At 68.8% G+C, this 15906-nt stretch carries 18 protein-coding genes (1 of these 18 running past the window's edge); 9 read left to right on the forward strand and 9 right to left on the reverse strand.

Going from position 1 to position 15906, the window contains the following annotated elements:
- Window positions 1-6: 6 nt before the first annotated feature.
- Both ACRXBZ_RS26100 and ACRXBZ_RS26105 read right to left on the reverse strand, forming a co-directional pair.
- Window positions 7-672: a TetR/AcrR family transcriptional regulator gene (locus tag ACRXBZ_RS26100; RefSeq protein WP_433881321.1), complete on the reverse strand. Its 666-nt coding sequence runs from the start codon at window positions 670-672 to the stop codon at window positions 7-9.
- A gap of 114 nt (window positions 673-786) precedes the next feature.
- Window positions 787-1362, reverse strand: a complete 576-nt coding sequence (locus tag ACRXBZ_RS26105; protein ID WP_433883974.1) for a nucleotidyltransferase family protein — start codon at window positions 1360-1362, stop codon at window positions 787-789.
- 310 nt (window positions 1363-1672) lie between these two features.
- On the opposite strand from ACRXBZ_RS26105, the gene ACRXBZ_RS26110 reads away from it, so the two are divergent.
- From ACRXBZ_RS26110 to ACRXBZ_RS26120, 3 genes are all read left to right on the forward strand, one after another.
- Window positions 1673-2140 (forward strand): WXG100 family type VII secretion target, encoded by a 468-nt coding sequence (locus tag ACRXBZ_RS26110; protein WP_433881322.1) that lies wholly within the window; start codon window positions 1673-1675, stop codon window positions 2138-2140.
- Between the two features lie 155 nt (window positions 2141-2295).
- The gene (locus ACRXBZ_RS26115; protein ID WP_433881323.1) at window positions 2296-2847 is read left to right on the forward strand and encodes a hypothetical protein; all 552 of its coding nucleotides are present in this window, start codon (window positions 2296-2298) and stop codon (window positions 2845-2847) included.
- Complete coding sequence (locus ACRXBZ_RS26120) at window positions 2847-3203, forward strand: hypothetical protein (RefSeq protein ID WP_168586853.1); 357 nt, start codon at window positions 2847-2849, stop codon at window positions 3201-3203. The genes ACRXBZ_RS26115 and ACRXBZ_RS26120 overlap by 1 nt, the downstream gene beginning before the upstream one ends.
- Window positions 3204-3722: 519 nt before the next feature.
- Here ACRXBZ_RS26120 and ACRXBZ_RS26125 read toward each other — a convergent pair.
- From ACRXBZ_RS26125 to ACRXBZ_RS26145, 5 genes are all read right to left on the reverse strand, one after another.
- On the reverse strand, window positions 3723-3884 hold the full coding sequence (locus ACRXBZ_RS26125) for a hypothetical protein (RefSeq protein ID WP_433881324.1): 162 nt from the start codon (window positions 3882-3884) through the stop codon (window positions 3723-3725).
- A gap of 310 nt (window positions 3885-4194) precedes the next feature.
- Entirely contained in the window at window positions 4195-4683 is a 489-nt protein-coding gene (locus ACRXBZ_RS26130) for a nucleoside deaminase (RefSeq protein ID WP_190818168.1), read from the reverse strand.
- A gap of 294 nt (window positions 4684-4977) precedes the next feature.
- Entirely contained in the window at window positions 4978-7281 is a 2304-nt protein-coding gene (gene pucD / locus ACRXBZ_RS26135) for a xanthine dehydrogenase subunit D (RefSeq protein WP_433881325.1), read from the reverse strand.
- Entirely contained in the window at window positions 7278-7793 is a 516-nt protein-coding gene (locus ACRXBZ_RS26140; RefSeq protein ID WP_433881326.1) for a (2Fe-2S)-binding protein, read from the reverse strand. Before ACRXBZ_RS26140 ends, pucD begins: the two co-directional genes overlap by 4 nt.
- The gene (locus tag ACRXBZ_RS26145; RefSeq protein WP_433881327.1) at window positions 7784-8653 is read right to left on the reverse strand and encodes an FAD binding domain-containing protein; all 870 of its coding nucleotides are present in this window, start codon (window positions 8651-8653) and stop codon (window positions 7784-7786) included. The genes ACRXBZ_RS26140 and ACRXBZ_RS26145 overlap by 10 nt, the downstream gene beginning before the upstream one ends.
- 117 nt (window positions 8654-8770) lie before the next feature.
- Between ACRXBZ_RS26145 and ACRXBZ_RS26150 the strand changes: the two genes are divergently transcribed.
- From ACRXBZ_RS26150 to ACRXBZ_RS26165, 4 genes are all read left to right on the forward strand, one after another.
- Entirely contained in the window at window positions 8771-9259 is a 489-nt protein-coding gene (locus ACRXBZ_RS26150; RefSeq protein WP_433881328.1) for a PucR family transcriptional regulator, read from the forward strand.
- A gap of 357 nt (window positions 9260-9616) precedes the next feature.
- Window positions 9617-10834, forward strand: coding sequence for a type III PLP-dependent enzyme (locus ACRXBZ_RS26155; RefSeq protein WP_433881329.1), 1218 nt, complete (start codon window positions 9617-9619; stop codon window positions 10832-10834).
- Window positions 10835-10917: 83 nt separating this feature from the next.
- On the forward strand, window positions 10918-11313 hold the full coding sequence (gene speD, locus ACRXBZ_RS26160) for an adenosylmethionine decarboxylase (RefSeq protein ID WP_433881330.1): 396 nt from the start codon (window positions 10918-10920) through the stop codon (window positions 11311-11313).
- Window positions 11314-11353: 40 nt separating this feature from the next.
- Window positions 11354-12226 carry a spermidine synthase gene (locus ACRXBZ_RS26165; RefSeq protein WP_433881331.1) on the forward strand — a complete coding sequence of 291 codons (873 nt, stop codon included), beginning with the start codon at window positions 11354-11356 and terminating at the stop codon, window positions 12224-12226.
- 659 nt (window positions 12227-12885) lie between these two features.
- Here the strand turns inward: ACRXBZ_RS26165 and ACRXBZ_RS26170 are convergent.
- Entirely contained in the window at window positions 12886-13941 is a 1056-nt protein-coding gene (locus tag ACRXBZ_RS26170) for a hypothetical protein (protein ID WP_433881332.1), read from the reverse strand.
- A 115-nt stretch (window positions 13942-14056) separates the two neighbouring features.
- On the opposite strand from ACRXBZ_RS26170, the gene rbsK reads away from it, so the two are divergent.
- On the forward strand, window positions 14057-14956 hold the full coding sequence (gene rbsK / locus ACRXBZ_RS26175; RefSeq protein WP_433881333.1) for a ribokinase: 900 nt from the start codon (window positions 14057-14059) through the stop codon (window positions 14954-14956).
- Between the two features lie 118 nt (window positions 14957-15074).
- On the opposite strand, the gene ACRXBZ_RS26180 is transcribed toward rbsK, so the two are convergent.
- Entirely contained in the window at window positions 15075-15419 is a 345-nt protein-coding gene (locus tag ACRXBZ_RS26180) for a histone-like nucleoid-structuring protein Lsr2 (protein ID WP_433881334.1), read from the reverse strand.
- Between the two features lie 362 nt (window positions 15420-15781).
- Here ACRXBZ_RS26180 and ACRXBZ_RS26185 point away from each other — a divergent pair, with 362 nt between their 5' ends.
- On the forward strand, window positions 15782-15906 hold the 5' end (the start) of the coding sequence (locus tag ACRXBZ_RS26185; RefSeq protein WP_433881335.1) for an Lsr2 dimerization domain-containing protein. Its footprint extends 337 nt past the window's final position; 125 of the gene's 462 nt are visible here — the first part of the coding sequence; it begins with the start codon at window positions 15782-15784; its stop codon lies beyond the right edge, outside the window.

A 15906-nucleotide genomic window follows, 5' to 3' on the forward strand; every position in this document is an offset into this window, starting at 1 on the left:
GCCGGACTACGCCGACGGTGTGGCGGTGTGCAGCAGTGGCAGCAGGCCTTCGCGGAGGAGCTGGTCGACGAAACCGGTGTCGAGCGGCTCGTCCGTGAGCATCAGGCGGTAGATCAGGCCGGCGCCGGCGAGTTCGACGACCGTGTCGATCGGCGCGTCGGCGCGGATCTCGCCGCGCCGCACGCCGCGTTCGATGATGCGGCGCAGCATGTCCCGCTGCGGCCGCAGGAAGGATTCGCGGAAGGCCGCGGCCAGTTCGGGTTCGTGCGGGAGTTCGCCGACCAGCGCCTGGGCCGCCTTGCCGACCGGGCCGGTGAGGAACGAGGCGAAGCCGCGGAGGAACTCGCCGAGGTCGGCCTCGATGCTGCCCTGGTCGGGTTCCGGGACGCTGCGCTGCACCAGCTGGGTGCAGGTGTCGATGACCAGGTCGAGCTTGGAGTCCCAGCGGCGGTAAATGGTGGCCTTGCCGGCCCGCGCGTGGGCGGCGACGGCGTCCATGGTCAACGCCCGGTAGCCGACCTGGGCGAGCACCTCCATCGCGGCTTGGCGCAGCGCGGCGTCGCGGGTGGCATCCCGCGGGCGACCCCGGCCGGTGGCCGGTTGGTTCGATTCGACGCTGGCCAACGCTGCTTCCTCCTCGCGTGCACTGTTCGCCGCTTTCACGGCCGACATCCTAAGGTGCTGGCCGGATTCGTCCACTGTGCACGCATTCGGGGAGTTGCGCGCGGTGTCGACCGGTGTCGGCGCTGCGCGGCCGTTCCGGGCCGGTCACGCGTGGCCGTCGCTCTACGGGTTGCTCTGGCGGAGGTCTTCGGGACGGTCGATGTCGAACCCTTCCGACACGTCGTCGCACGCCACCAGCGTGACTTTGCGGCCCTTGAGGTAGCCGCGGGCACCGGCGTCCCCGGTGGCCGCCGCGCGGGCTCCGGCCCAGTGGTCGCGCCCCAGCAGCACGGGGTGGCTGCGGACGCCGTCGTGAGCGGCGGCGGCGAGGGCGCTTGGTCTCGCGAGCGCCGCGACGCGCCGCACGGCTTCCGGGCCGATGCCGGGCATGTCCACCGGCAGCACGAGGGCGGCGTCGGCATCGGTCGGCGCGAGCGCGTCGAGCGCGGTGCGCAGCGACGAGCCCATGCCGGTGGCCCAGTCCGGGTTGAACACGACCGTCGCGCCGGTCAGCTCAGCGCGTTCGCGGACCTCGTCCGCGGCGGCGCCGACGACCACCACGATCGGCGCGCAGCCGCCTGCGGCGAGCACCTGCGCGGCCCGGTCGACCAGCAACGTCCCGCGGTACTCCACCAGCGCCTTCGGCATCCCGAACCGACGACCGGCACCGGCGGCCAACACGACTCCCGCAACTACCACCACCGCAAAATACCCACTCCGAACAAGTGGTAGCGACGCGATGCTGGTAGCCGACGGGATGCTACGCGGGCATGAGATGTCGGCGATTCGGTCGCACGTCGGACTGACAGTGCAGCTGCGCCGAGAGCACGTTTGGACTTGAGCGCGGCACCACTTCGGCCGTATCAAGCGGCCGCCTGGACTGGGCCGACGGCAATTGGTGCGATCTTGCGATCTTGGGTGTGACCTTGGCTGAATCGGTTGCGGCGCTGTGCTGGGTATGTGAGATTCGGCGGCCGGTCGGTTGGACGATGAACTGGGGGAGTAGCAGGTGGATCAGATCGCGGTCGACTTCCGCGCTCTGGAGGCTGGTGAACAGGCGCTGCGGCGGGCGGTCGATGAGATCGATATCCAGCTGACCGAGCTGGAAGCCGTGGTGAGCCGGTTACTGGGTTCCTGGTCCGGAGAGGCTGCCGAGGCGTATCAGGCCGCGCAAGAGGAGTGGGATCAAGCCGTGGCCGGGATGCGCGAGAACGTCCGCGAGATGCACCAGCTACTGGTGACCGCGCACGGCAACCAGGCCTCGGCGGTGCGCTCGACGCCCGGATCTGGAAGGCCTGATGCTGGTGTCGTCTCCCATTCCCCCGCCGCCGTTGGCGCCCGCACCCGAGCCCGGGCCTGCAACGCCGGTCGATGTGCGCCCGGAGGACTACCACCGGGTCGCTCAGGAATTCGTCGATGGGCAGAACGGCGTCATGAGTGTCTACGAGACGCTCACCGGGAGTCTCCGCGGGCTTAGCGGCGCTGCGGGTAACGACGATCCCGCCGAGAAGTTCGCTGAGTCGTACATGCCGGCGGTCCGCAATATTGCCGGTGGGCTTGTGCGCCTGCATGAGCTCTTGGGCGGCATCTCCCGCGGGCTGGTTGAGTCCGCCGAGGCCCACCGCTTGGCCGATGCGAACGCCGCCGGTACTGATCCTGGCGCGGGGTTACCCCCGTTATGGGCGGACAAGTGTCCGGCGCATCGCCGCCGTCGCCGCCGAGTTCGTCCTCGCCATCAGCGGCGCGGTCGCGATAGCCGCGGCGGTCGAGGCGACCGCTGCGCTGGCCATGGCCATCAACAACACCCCCGACCCCAATGTCGCCCAGACCACGGCATCGGAGGTGACGAGTCCAACTAGGCCGGCAGCAGACGTCCCGGGATCGACGGCACCAGGCGAAGTCCCCACGCCCCGTGGCCGTCCCGGCTCGGTGGAGGACCTCACTCCAGAGCAGGCGGCCAACTACAAGCGGTACGTCAAGAAACTGCCCGCCAAGAGCGAACCTGTGCAGATCGAAATCCTGGAAGACGGAGGGGCACGCATGAGCGCGAAGGTGCCTTCGAACAACATCCCCGGCTCCTACGCCGACTATGTCAAGATCATCGACCGTAACGGCAACACCGTCCAGTACGTGAAGAACACATATGCTCCAGACGGCTCAATCGTCCACAGCAAGGTGAAGTGATGGACCTCGAAACCCGCCGACAGGCCGTCAGCGACCTGGTGCTCCTACGCAAGACCGTGCCCGACGCGATCACTGAGATGCGCAAGTACCCCTGGGACTGCGACGAGGAACTCATCACACTGGGCCCCACCGAGCTCCGCACTGCGATCGAGAAGTTCCTGGCCGGAGCACTATCCGCACAGGAGCTTGAGGACTGGGCTAACGCAGTCGAGGGGCGCGATGATATTGACTTCGCTCCGGAGAAGATGACCGATCTCGTGGCCGAGATTGCCAACCCGATGCTCTTCGAGCCCATCACGCCCGAATCAATGAAGAAACTGGCCGACAGGCTCAGCTCGCTTGGGCCAGACGACTGACGTCCGCAGACGTCCAAGCTGCTCCATCAACCAGCGTCGGCGGATCATCGTGGCGGTACTAGATGCCACCGTTCTCCCCAGGAGAACGTCTATCCGAAACACTTGTGCCGCACCAGGAAACTCGATCCCGTTGGCGGGAGCGGCCCAGATCGCGCGCCGGACGATCTTGCCGTTGCTGCGGTCGGTCTCAACGTGGTGCTCGCTGCCCGGCTTGGCGGGTGGCAAAACGGTGGTGATTGCCGCGAGCAGCGCGGGCTGGTTGCCTTTCACGGTGAGGGCGTAGGCACCACCTCGCTCACAGACGATGTGGGCCGCGACGCGGACACGCCGGACGACTGGCGCGGTATGGTCGGCGCACTCCGGGCCGAGAATGCATCGACCTATGCCTGCCCGGGCAGGCACGGCGAAGCGTGGCGGCATTGGGAGTCGGCTTACGGCATCGCTCGGAAGCTCGGCCCCGGATATCGGCACGTACAAACGAGTTTCGGTCTGCCGGTGATGAAAGCGAACGCGGTCACGCTAGGCGTGGACCTGCGGCGCGGCGGAGAAGCGATGCAGGGGGCGGACTTCGATCCGGCGGATATTGCGTCGGTGCCGCGCCGGGCGCGACACATGATCGAGGTCGCCCGCGTGCACGCCTTGCAGGGTGATCAGGCGGCGGTATTTGCGATGCTCGACCAAGCGGAGCGGACCGCGCCGGAAACGGCCCGGTTCAACGGCTGGGCACGTGAGCTGACGCATTCGCTTCTCGACCGTCCGCCGGGTGGCGAGTCATCGGCAGGGCGGTCGCTGGCGGACCGGATCGGGGTCCGCTGGTGGAATCGCGGAACCGTCGGTGCGGCCCGTCCGCAGGCAACGGGCGACCCGGTCGTCGCGGCCGATGCCCCTTCTCGGGGTGGTCGTGGTGCTGGGGGAATTCGAGTCCCGGACCAGGGCGTCCAGGACCGTGAGCGCTTGGAGCTGCTGAAGGCGCCCGCAAGACCCGCTGGGGTTAGTAGTCCACGCGGTCGGTCTTGCCGCGCCAGGCGTCGAAAGCCGCGTTGCGGTTGGCCATCTCCACCTGGTGGACGGGGGTCGGGCACTTCGTCTCCGGGTCCTTGAACGCGTCGTAGAAGGCGCGGTCGTCGAAGCCGGCGTCGGCGGCGTCGTCCCGGTCGGCGGCGAACAGCACCCGGTCGACCCGCGCCCACAGCGCCGAGGCCAGGCACATCGGGCACGGCTCGCACGAGGTCACCAGCACGCAGCCGTCCAGCTTGAAGGTGCCCAACGCCCGGCAGGCGTTGCGGATCGCGGTGACTTCGGCGTGCGCGGTCGGGTCGAGGTCGACGGTCACCTTGTTGGTGCCCGTCGCGATGATCTCGCCGTCCCGGACGATCAACGCGCCGAAGGGGCCGCCGCCACTGTCCACATTGGTCGTGGCGAGTTCGATGGCCTTGGCCATCCAGTCCTGCTCGGCGCCCGTCGCGACGTCCACGGACATTGCTTCCTCCTAGGGTCTGCTCAGCAAGCGGCGGTAGCTGCTTGCTGTGTGGGACTCGGCTCGCACCGCCGCGGGGTCTCAGCAGTGCTATGCGGGGACGCCCCGCACCCCGAGCTATCTCGCGAGCTACGTGGTGAACTGGCATTCATGATGTCGGGGATCCCACGGCGAGAAGGCGCCTAAGGTTCCTACCCGCACCGTCACGCAAACCACTTTCGAACCCCTCCTATGGGTTTCCGGCAATTGTTGGGGATGCTGGGGCGGCGGCCCGGCACCGCCGACCAGCGGGTCTGGTCACACGATGTGCTCGGGAGCCACCGGCGTGTGCGGGAGTTCCTTGCCGGTGGCGGCGCGGATGGCGGCCACTACGGCCGGGGTGGTGGAGATCGTCGGCGGCTCGCCGACCCCGCGCTGCCCGTAGACCGCGTTGGGGTCGGCGCGTTCGATGATGTCGATTTCCATCGGCGGCGTGTCGAGGATCGTGGGGATCAGGTAGTCGGTGAAGGAGGGGTTGCAGATGTGCCCGTCCACGACCTTGATCTCCTCCATCACGGCGAGCCCCATGCCCTGCGTGGTGCCGCCCTGGATCTGCCCGATCACCGCGTCCGGGTTGATCGCCTTGCCGACGTCCTGGGAGCAGGCCAGCTGCACGACCTTGACCAGGCCGAGGTCCAGGTCGACATCGACCACCGCGCGGTGCGCGGAGAACGCGTGCTGCACGTGAACCCGTTCGCTGCGGCCGTTCTCGTCCATCGGGAAGGTCTCCCGGTGGTGGTATTCGCGGGTTTCCTCGATGACGTCGTCGCCGAGCACCTCCACGAGGCCGGCCAGCACGCCGTGGGCCTCCGACACGACCTTGCCGCCATGCAGGGACAGCAGCGCCGGTTCGACGGCGTAGCGCTCGGCGACCCGCGCGAACAGGGCCTCCCGCACCGCGTCGCAGGCCGCCTTGACGGCACTGCCGGTGACCAGCGTCTGCCGCGAGGCTGAGCTGGAGCCGGCCGGGCCGACGCTGGTGTCGTTCGGGTGGATGGTCACCCGCTCGACGCCGAGTTCGGAGCGCGCGATCTGCTGCTGCACCGTCACCAGGCCCTGCCCGACCTCGGCCGCGGCGGTGTGCACCATGGCCGCCGGCTCCCCGCCGATGACCTGCAACCGCACCCGCGCGGTCGAGAAGTCGTCGGCGCCTTCGGCGTAGCAGATGTTCTTGATCGTCACGCCGTAGCCGACGCCGCGCGCCACGCCTTCGCCGTGGGTGGTGTTGGACGCCCCGCCGGGCATATCCCGGATGTCCACCGGACCGGTGCGCTCGCCGGGCATCGGCAGGGCCCGCACGCGCTCCAGCAGTTCGGCCACCGGAGCCGGGAAGTCCAGCACCTGGCCGGTCGGGATCGAGTCGCCCTGCTCGATCGCGTTGGCGATGCGCAGGTCGACCGGGTCCACGTTCAGCGCGGCGGCGAGCTTGTCCATCTGGGACTCGTACGCGAAAGTCGGCTGCACGGCACCGAGTCCGCGCATCGCGCCGCACGGCGGGTTGTTCGTGTAGAGGCCCCAACCCTCGATGTCGACGTTCGGCACCTTGTACGGCCCGGCGCCGAGCGTGGTGCCGTTGCCGACCACGACCGGCGTCTTCGACGCGTACGCGCCGCCGTCGAAGTACTGCCGCGCCTTCACGTACACGAGCTTGCCGTCGCGCGTCGCGCCGTGCTCGTAGTACATCTTGGCCGGGTGCCGGTGCACGTGGCCGTAGAACGACTCCTCCCGGTTGTAGACCATCTTGACCGGTTTGCCCAAGCGCAGCGCCAGCATGCAAACGTGCACCTGGATGGACAGGTCTTCCCGGCCGCCGAACGCGCCGCCGACGCCGGACATGGTCATCCGCACCTTCTCCGGCGGCAGCCCGAGCGCCCGCGCGGTCTGCCGGAGGTCGGAGTGCAGGTCCTGGGTCGCCAGGTACAGGTCGACGCCGCCGTCCTCGGCGGGGATCGCCAGCCCCGACTCGGGACCCAGGAACGCCTGGTCCTGCATCCCGACGGTGTACACCCCGGAGACCACGACCTCGGCCGTCGCGTCCGGGTCGCCCTTGACGATCTTCTGGTGCCGCACGACGTTGCCGTCCGGGTGCAGCTTCGGCAGCGTCTCGTCGTGCGCGACCCGCTCGGCGTCGAGCACCGGCTCCAGCACCTCGTAGTCGACGACGATCTTCTCCAGCGCTCGCCGAGCCGCCTCCGGGTGGTCGGCCGCGACCAGCGCGACGGCCTCGCCCTTGTAGCGCACCACATCGGCGGCCAGCACCGGCTGGTCGGCGTACTTCAGGCCGAAGCAGTTGTCGCCGGGCACGTCATCGGCGGTGAGCACGGTCTGCACCCCGGCCATCGCCATTGCCGGCCCGATGTCGATCGAGCGGATCCGGGCGTACGGGTGCGGGCTGCGCAGCGTCGCGCCCCACAGCATGTCCTCGGCCCACAGGTCCGAGGAGTAGGCGAACTCGCCGCGCACCTTGATCGCGCCGTCCGGGCGCAGCGGGGATTCGCCGATGCCGCCGCCGATGGCGTCGTTGAGCTCCTGCGGACTGCGAGCAGGTGCGTGGCCGCTCATGCGTGCGCCTTCCCCTGTGTTGCCTTCCCGTGGGCCGCCTTCCCCTGTGTTCTTTTCCTCTGGGCGGCGAGCCGAACGGCATCCATGATCTTCTCGTAACCGGTGCAGCGGCACAGGTTCCCGGCCAGCGACTCGCGGATCTCCGCGTCGGACGGATTCGGCTTGCGCTCCAACAGGTCGTGCGTCTGCACGACCAGGCCCGGCGTGCAGAAGCCGCACTGCACGGCACCGGCCTCGACGAACGCCTCCTGCACCTCGTCGAGCTTCGCGCCGTCGGCGAGGCCCTCCACGGTGCGCACCTCGCGGCCCTCGGCCTGCCCCGCGGCCACCAGGCACGAGCAGGCCGGCACGCCGTCGAGGTAGACCGTGCAGGAACCGCATTCGCCCTGCTCGCAAGCGTTCTTCGAACCCGCGAGGCCCAGCCGCTCGCGCAGCACGTAGAGCAGGCTCTCGCCCTCCCACACGTCGTCGGCCTCGTGCGGTTGTCCGTTGACGGTGAACTTCAGGCGCATTCCTGCCTCCCGGAACAGTGGTCGTGCCAGACCCAGGACAGGGTCCGGCGAGCCATCACGGCCAGCGCGTGGCGGCGGTAGCCGGCGGTGCCGCGCACGTCGTCGATCGGCGACGCGGCCTGCGCGACCAGTTCGCCGAAGCGGCGGGCCACCGAGTCCTCCAACGGCCGCCGTTGCTCCCAGTCGAGCTCGGCGCTCAGGAACTCCTCTGCGGCCCGCGCGCTCAGCGGCGTCGGCGCGGCCGAGCCGATCCCGGTGCCGACCTGCCTGCGGTCGGGGTGCAGCGAGATCGCGAAGGTGCACACCGCGATGACCATCGCGTTGCGGGTGCCGACCTTGGAGAACTGCTGCGGGCCGGTCGCCGGGGCGATGTGCACGGCGGCGATCAGCTCGTCCTCGGCCAGCGCGTTGCGCTTTACGCCGGTGAAGAACTCGGTCGCCGGGATCAGCCGCTTGCCGCGCACCGACTCGACCTCGATCAGCGCGTCGGAGGCCAGCAGCGGCGGGTGACCGTCGCCGGCGGGGGAGGCGGAGCCGAGGTTGCCGCCGAGCGTGCCGAAGTTGCGGATCTGCGGCGAGCCGACGGTGCGGCTGGCGATCGCCAGGCCCGGCACCCGGTCGCCGAGCTCGTTGATCAGCCGGGTGTAGGGCAGGCCCGCGCCGATGCGCAGCGTCCCGTCCGCCTCCGACCAGCCGGTCAGCCCGGGGACACCGGTGAGGTCGAGCAGCGTGCTGGGGCGGCGGTGGCCGAAGTTGATCTCGACCATCACGTCGGTGCCGCCGGCGATCGGCGTCGCATCCGGATGCGCGACTTTGGCTTCGAGAGCCTCCCGCCACGAGGCGGGGCGGAGGAATTCCACGGTTGCACTCCTTGTCACGGCCGCCTGAATTGATGTGAGTCAGTACACAACCGGGGCTGTCCGGCCGCTAGCGGTGGAAGGCCCGAAAAAGCCTTCCGGTAGCCGGACCGGAGTTGTATGTTTCCCCAAATTCGGGGCTGCCCGCTCGCCGACGGGGCTGGGCCAGCGGCGGCTGGCGGTCGGCGTCAGCGACATCAGCCCGGCGACGGCGCTGCGCGGAGCGCTCGAGGAGGCGGGCTACGCGCGTCGGCTCGCGCAGCAGCGCCGGGGCGCGCCGAGGTCGTGGTGGCGGCGGAGCTCGCCTCGCACGAGGTGCTGCTGGCGTCGGCGCCCGACGAGCTGCGCCGCTCCTACCGGCAGCGGCTGCTCGCGGACCTGATCGAGTACGACTCGGCGCACGACTCGGGCCTGCTGCGAACCCTGCGGGTATTTCTCGACTGCTCCGGCTCGTGGTCGCGCTGCGCCAAGCGGCTCCACGTGCACGTGAACACGCTGCGCTACCGGATCCAGCGGATCGAGGAGATCACCGGGCGAGACCTCGCCGAGTTTCCGTCCCGAGTGGACTTCTACCTCGCCCTCGAACTGAACCGCGAACCCGCCGGCTAGCGGATCGATCCGCTCTGAACGGACGCTCCTCCAGGTGAGTGCTCTGTGCCGCTATGGCACCCGACGCACTCATGGTCCAGACCAGGGGAAACTTGTGCCCGCGGAGCTCCCGCTCCCAGGTGGCTCGCCGATCACGGGAAGTCGGAATCCGGCCACGCAACGCGACGACCTCGGCGAGGTCCCGTGGGGGTGCTCACACTGGGGCCCGCTGTCCGGGGGAAGAGGTGGGCGCAGTTCGAAATCCGCAAGTGAGCGCGGTACTGTGCTTGGTCGCAGTTGCGCTTTAAGAGCGCATGCCCCTGGCGGGACGAACCCGGGGAAAACCCAACCCCACCAGCCGAGACGGAGGTACCGGGATTGACCGATCTGTCCGCCGCCACCGGTGTGACGGACCGCCCGAGCGGCACCGCGCAGCAGACCGAATCCGCCGCGCCGGACCCGATTCTGCAGTTCCTCGACCGGCAGCAACCCGAAACCCCGTGCCTGGTCATGGATCTGGCCCAGGTTCGCGACCGCTACCGGCAGTTGCGAACTGCCCTGCCGGACGCCCGGATCTGCTACGCGGTCAAGGCCAATCCCACCCCCGAAGTGGTCGGTGAACTGGTCGCCCTGGGGGCGTCCTTCGACGTCGCCAGCCCCGGCGAGATCGACCTGTGCCTGGCCAAGGGCGCGGCGCCGGAATCGATCTCCTACGGCAACACCATCAAGAAGCGCCGCGACATCGCCCGCGCCTACGAGCAGGGCGTCCGCCTGTTCGTCACCGACAGCGCCGCGGACCTGACCAACATCGCCGAGGTCGCGCCGGGCTCCCAGGTGTTCTGCCGGGTCCTGGTGGACAACAAGGGATCCCGCACCCCGTTCGGCCGCAAGTTCGGCTGCCCGCCGGAGACCGCCGCGCAACTGCTGCGGCGCGCGCATGAACTCGGCCTGAACGCCTACGGCGTGTCGTTCCACATTGGATCGCAGCAGCTGGAACCCGTCGCGTGGGAGCACGGGATCAGCGCCGCCCGGCGAGTTTTCGAGGACTGCGCCGCGCACGGCGTGCGGCTGCGGATGGTGAACCTCGGTGGCGGATTGCCCGCCGGCTACACCGAAGCCGCCCCCCCGCTGGCCGACTACGTGCGCCGCATCGAGGAATCGCTGGACCGCAACTTCGGCGCCCAGCGGCCGGAACTGCTCATCGAGCCGGGGCGCTTCATCGTCGGTGACGCGGGCGTGCTGCGCAGCGAGGTCGTGCTCGTCTCGGACTCCAGCGACGGCGAACGCAGCTGGGTCTACCTGGACATCGGCCGCTACAACGGGCTCGCCGAAACCGAAGGCGAAGCCATCACCTACCGGTTGCGCACCTCGCGCGACGGCGACCCGCTCGGCCCGGTCGTGCTGGCCGGGCCGACCTGCGACGGCGACGACGTGCTCTACCAGCGCACCCGGTACGAGCTGCCGCGAACGCTGCGCGGCGGCGACTGGGTCGACCTGCTCAGCGCCGGCGCGTACACCGCCAGCTATTCATCCGTGGGCTTCAACGGATTCACCCCGCTGCCCACGTACTGCGTCGACGGCGACGAACAGCCGTGATCGCCTCGGCGACTTCGAGGAGCCGACACCGAAGCAGTGCCGACTTGGTACTGGAATTCTGCGAAATGATGGGAGGTCGATAGATGTCCGTTGACACCGGAACGCCGCCGGTCGGGTTGTTCACCGGCCAGCATGTCCTCGCCGAGCTGGAGGGCGTTGATCCGGAACTGCTCGACGACGAGCAGTTCCTGCGTGACACCCTGCACAACGCGCTGAGCCAGTCGCACGCAACCGTGTGTCAGATGATCGCCAAGCGGTTCGAGCCGCAAGGTGTCACCGTGTTGGCGTTGCTGTCGGAGTCCCACGCTTCGCTGCACACGTATCCGGAGGACGGCTCGATCTTCATCGACGTCTTCACCTGCGGGCACACCGCCCAACCGGAGCGCGCGGTACAACTGCTCGCCGAGGCGCTGAAGCCGTCCTCGCAGAACGTCCAGACCATTCAACGCGGCCACGACTACGCAAACCTCGCCTCGTGAATTCGCCTTACCTGGCAACGTGAATCAAGGAGGAGCATCGTTGATCGAACTCGACGGGCACCGGTGGATCAAGGAACCGATGGGCGCGGACCTGCAGCGCCTGTGGCGGGTCGACGAGGTGCTGTGGGAGGGCGACACCGCCTACCAGCACGTGGTCATCGGCCGCACCGGGCATGGCGTCTCGCTGTTCTGCGACGACGACCGGCAGAGCACCGAGTTCTCCCAGCTGGTCTACCACGAGGCGATGATGGTGCCGGCGTTCCTGCTCGCCGCGCGGGTCGAGCGGGTGCTGATCATCGGTTCCAGCGAGGGCGTCGCCAGCCAGATGGCGGTCGCGGCCGGGGCCAGCCGGGTCGACCACGTGGACATCGACGAGCAGTGCGTGCGCGTCTGCGCCGAGCACCTGCCGTACGGCTACAGCACCGAGGAGCTCGCCCGCGTCGAGCGGGGTGACGGTCCGATCAAGCTGCACTACGCCGACGGGTGGGGCTTCCTCGACCAGGCGCCGCCGGAGGGCTACGACATCGTGGTCGTCGACCTGCCCGACGAGCGGGCCGACGACGCCGACGGCCAGCACAACCGGCTGTACGGCCTGGAGTTCATCCAGCGCTGCCAGGCGGTGCTAGCGGCCGGTGGCGTGGTCGCGTTCCAAGCGGGTTGCCCGACGGTGTGGCGCAACGAGACGCTGATCCGCTCCTACAACCGGTTCCGGTCGGTGTTCGACACGGTCGCCTACTTCGGCTCGGACGAGCACGAGTGGGCGTTCCTGTTCGGCCGGGTCGAGCAGATCGACGACCCGACCAACGTGATGCTCGAGGCGTTCTCGAAGTCGGCCTACCGGCCGGAGACGATCGACGAGGCCAGCATCATCGGCTGCACGGTCCCCCCGTACTCCGTCCGAAACCAGCCCTGAACCTTCCGCAACGCGGAACCCCGGTTCCAGAGTGAGCGATTTCAATGGAAATTGGAGCTCCGATTTCAATGGAAATCGGAGCGCTGATTTCCATTGAGCCCTTTTCTCCCTGGTCGATCCGCAGCCGCAGCGCTAGAAGCCCCGTGGTGCGGGGCTGCCGCAAGCGGCGTAGCCGCCTTGGCCCACCCTCGCGGCTTGCGCCGCCGCTGAGGTTCCGCCATCCGCACCGCAACGCAAGAAGCGGCCGGAAAACGCTCAGAACCTGTCGGCGAATGCTGTCCGCGCCTTTGGAAGCGGCGTAGCCGATTCAGCTTGCCAAGACGACCGTTGGCGGGTTCTGGGAGGTTTTCTGGCGAGGGCGGCCCCTCCGCCGCGTATTGGACATACATCAGGAGGGGCACCCGCAGTCCAGGGAACCTCTCTCAGGTTCCGCTAAGCGACCACCCACCCGGACATTCACCAACAGCCATCGAGGTCTTCACCAGACGCCCGGGTCGGGCGGAAAATCGGGGCTGGTCGCTCGCCGACGTCGTCGGCCTGACCGCACACCCCGACCCCGTCACCAGGCACAACCCGGCTCCGCTGCGCTACGCCGGGTGCTGTCGCCTGCCTGGTCACCACCCGATTTTCGAGTCAGGCTCTCAGCGAAATCGCGCCGCCTAGAGGGAGCCGAGGTAGGGGTGGCGGGCCGGGTCGCCGTCGCGGGGGACGAACCACTGGTCGAAGGCCAGGCCCCGGGCGCGCAGCTCGTCCTCGACCTTGGTGATCTGCTCCACCACCTCCGGCTCGGCGTCGGCGGTCAGCGGCAGGTCCACCTCGTACAGCTCCTCGTGCTCGGTGTCGCCGAAGGCCCGCCCGGCGAACCCGGCGAACACCGACTCGCTCTCCTCCCAGCTCATCAGCTCAGCGGCCTCCAGCACCACGCGCGCCTCGTTGATGATCAGCCGCAACGCCAGCGCCTCGGCCACCGTGCGCGGCGGCGTCCAGGACGACTCGGTAAGCCGTACCGCGACGGCCGCCGACGACAGCATGAAGCCGCGGGCGAAGAACGCGTCGTAGCGATAGTCGTAGCAGGGCGGGAGCTCCTCCAACACCAGCAGCCCGACCGCGTCGGCCACCGTCGCGTTGTTCACCGCCAGAGCCAGCTCGTCGTAGAAGATCTCGTCGGTGACCACCCGCACCGCATGGATGAGCGCCCCAGCAGGCAGGACGTGCGCATCCGGCTCGACGCCGAACGCGCTCGCCTCGAACCCTCGCAGCTGCGGAGCCAGCTCGGTGAGCCGGGCGCGCCAGTGCTTGGCGTCCATCGCGGGCTCAGCGGAGGTCTCCAACGCCTCCTCGACCGCGGCCTCCAGCTCCTCGTTGACGTCGTCAACCGCGGCCAGCCGCTGGTTGAACTCGTCCTCGGTGATCTGCACCTCCGAGTGCGACACCGACCAGCCGCCGAGCACCTCGCTCTCTCGGATCAGCTCGTCGAGCACCGATGCGGCGGCGTCCTCGGCCGCCAGCAGCGACGGCGCGTCGAGCGCGAGAACCACGTTCGCGCCGCTCGGGTGCACCGTGATGCGGTAGTCCAGGACGTCTATGTCGGCGTCCCCAGGGCCCGAGACCCCCTCGACCAGCGCGAGGTGGCGGTCGAGCACGGCCGCGATCCCCTCCTGCTGCAGCGCGTCGAGCCCAACGACCTCGGCCGGCGGCTCGAGCTCGGCTGTCACCGCGTAATCCACCGCGTCTCGCCTTCTCCTCGACGGTTGGTCGGCATGGTACGTCGTCGAACTGGCCAAGACCCGTCAAGCGTTCAGGGCCCCCGCATCGGCCATGATGAACCACGTGAAAACGACTGTGGCCGTATTCGGCAGCTGCAACATGGACTTGGTGGCCTACGTCGGGACGGCGCCGAAGCGGGGCGAGACGGTGCTCGGGCGGGAGTTTCACACGGTGCCCGGCGGCAAGGGCGCCAACCAGGCGATCGCCGCCGCCAAGGCGGGCGCGGCGGTTCGCATGATCGGCGCGGTGGGCGAGGACGACTTCGGCACCCAGATCCGCGAGACCCTGCGTAGGTCCACTGTGGATGTGATGGGCCTGCGGACGGTGCCGGGGCGCAGCGGCACCGCGCACATCGTGGTGGACGACGAAGGCGACAACTCCATCGTCGCGGTGCCGGGTGCGAACGAGACGGTCGATGGACTCGTCGACGGCGACGAAGAACTGATCGCCGGATCGCGGAGTTTGCTGCTGCAGCTGGAAATTCCGCTCGCCGGTGTGGCCGCGGCCGCGGCGGCGGGACGGCGCAACGGGGTGCGCGTGGTGCTAACCCCGGCCCCGGCGGTGCCACTGCCCGCCGACATCCTTTCGAAGGTGGATCTGCTGGTGCCGAACGAACACGAGGCGGCGATCCTGGCGGGCGACGACGACCCGCACCGCGCGCTGGCCGCGCTGCTCCAACTGGTCCCCGAGGTGGTGATCACCCTCGGGGACCGCGGCTCGTTGTACGGCAACCGCGACGGCGTTCGCGTGGAGGTGCCCGGCTTCCCGGTGGACGCCGTGGACACGACGGCCGCGGGCGACACCTTCCTCGGCGTGCTGAGCACGGCGATGGGCGAAGACGCCGGGGTGCCCGAGGCGCTGCGGCTGGCCTCCGCTGGAGCGGCCGTGTCGGTGCAGCGCAGCGGGGCCAGCAGCTCGATGCCGACTCGTCAGGAAATCACGGATTTCTTGGCGACGAGATAAGGGATTCACCCCGGCCAATTACTGCTGGTCCACAACCGCACTACGAGGAGTCATTGCGCGAGTTTCACGGGCGGCCGGATTTGCCTCGAGCTTCGAACCGGCCGCCCGTGTCCGGTGCTCACTGAGCGTTGTCGTAAGCCTCTACGACCTCGGCCGGAATGCGACCCCGGTCGGAAACCTGCATCCCCTGATTCCGGGCCCATTCCCGAATGGCCTGGTTGCGTTCGCGGTCGGCCGCGGTCGGCGTCGCCGAGGGCTTGTCGGCCTTGGCGACGGCGCGCTTGCGGCCACCGGTCTTGCGCGCGCTGGCCACGAAAGACGCCAGTGAGTCGCGGAGTTTGGCGGCATTATCGGAGGACAGGTCAATTGAGTAGCTCACCCCGTCCAAGGCGAACTCCACGGTGCTGTCGGCTGGTGTGCCGTCGACGTCGTCGACGAGCTGAACGGTGACTTTCTGCGCCACGGTAACCCTCGATTCCGGCTCGATTCCCCGTCTTCTCCGCACCGTCGGTGCAGAGAAGAGCGAGCGAACAATAAACGATCGCTCCAAGAATGATCCAGCCGCCACCGGAATTTTCTGTGATGTGCGCTGGATTACTTTCCCGGATTGCCCCGCAGCGGTTACTGTCCGTTGGTGGCCACTGATCGTCGCCGTGCGCGGGCGGTACGTGACCGCCCGGCGGTTATCGGCTGGGCATCGAGCTGTTCTATGGTTGAGTACGAGACAACGGCGCTGCCGCGTGCTACAACGTGGTCAAGGCTCGCAGTAGTCTTACCTGCAAGTGTCGCGGATCGAGGCGGGGCACGTTCCCGAGACAGGTGATCATGGCCGAGCGGATTCAGGTCGAACTCGTCGATGACGTCGACGGGTCCCCTGCCAACCACACCGTCACCTTCGCGCTGGATGGTGTGACGTATGAAATCGACCTGAACGACGAGCACGCCCAAAG

This window comes from Saccharopolyspora hattusasensis (assembly GCF_050972075.1).
Taxonomy (GTDB): Bacteria; Actinomycetota; Actinomycetes; order Mycobacteriales; family Pseudonocardiaceae; genus Saccharopolyspora; species Saccharopolyspora hattusasensis.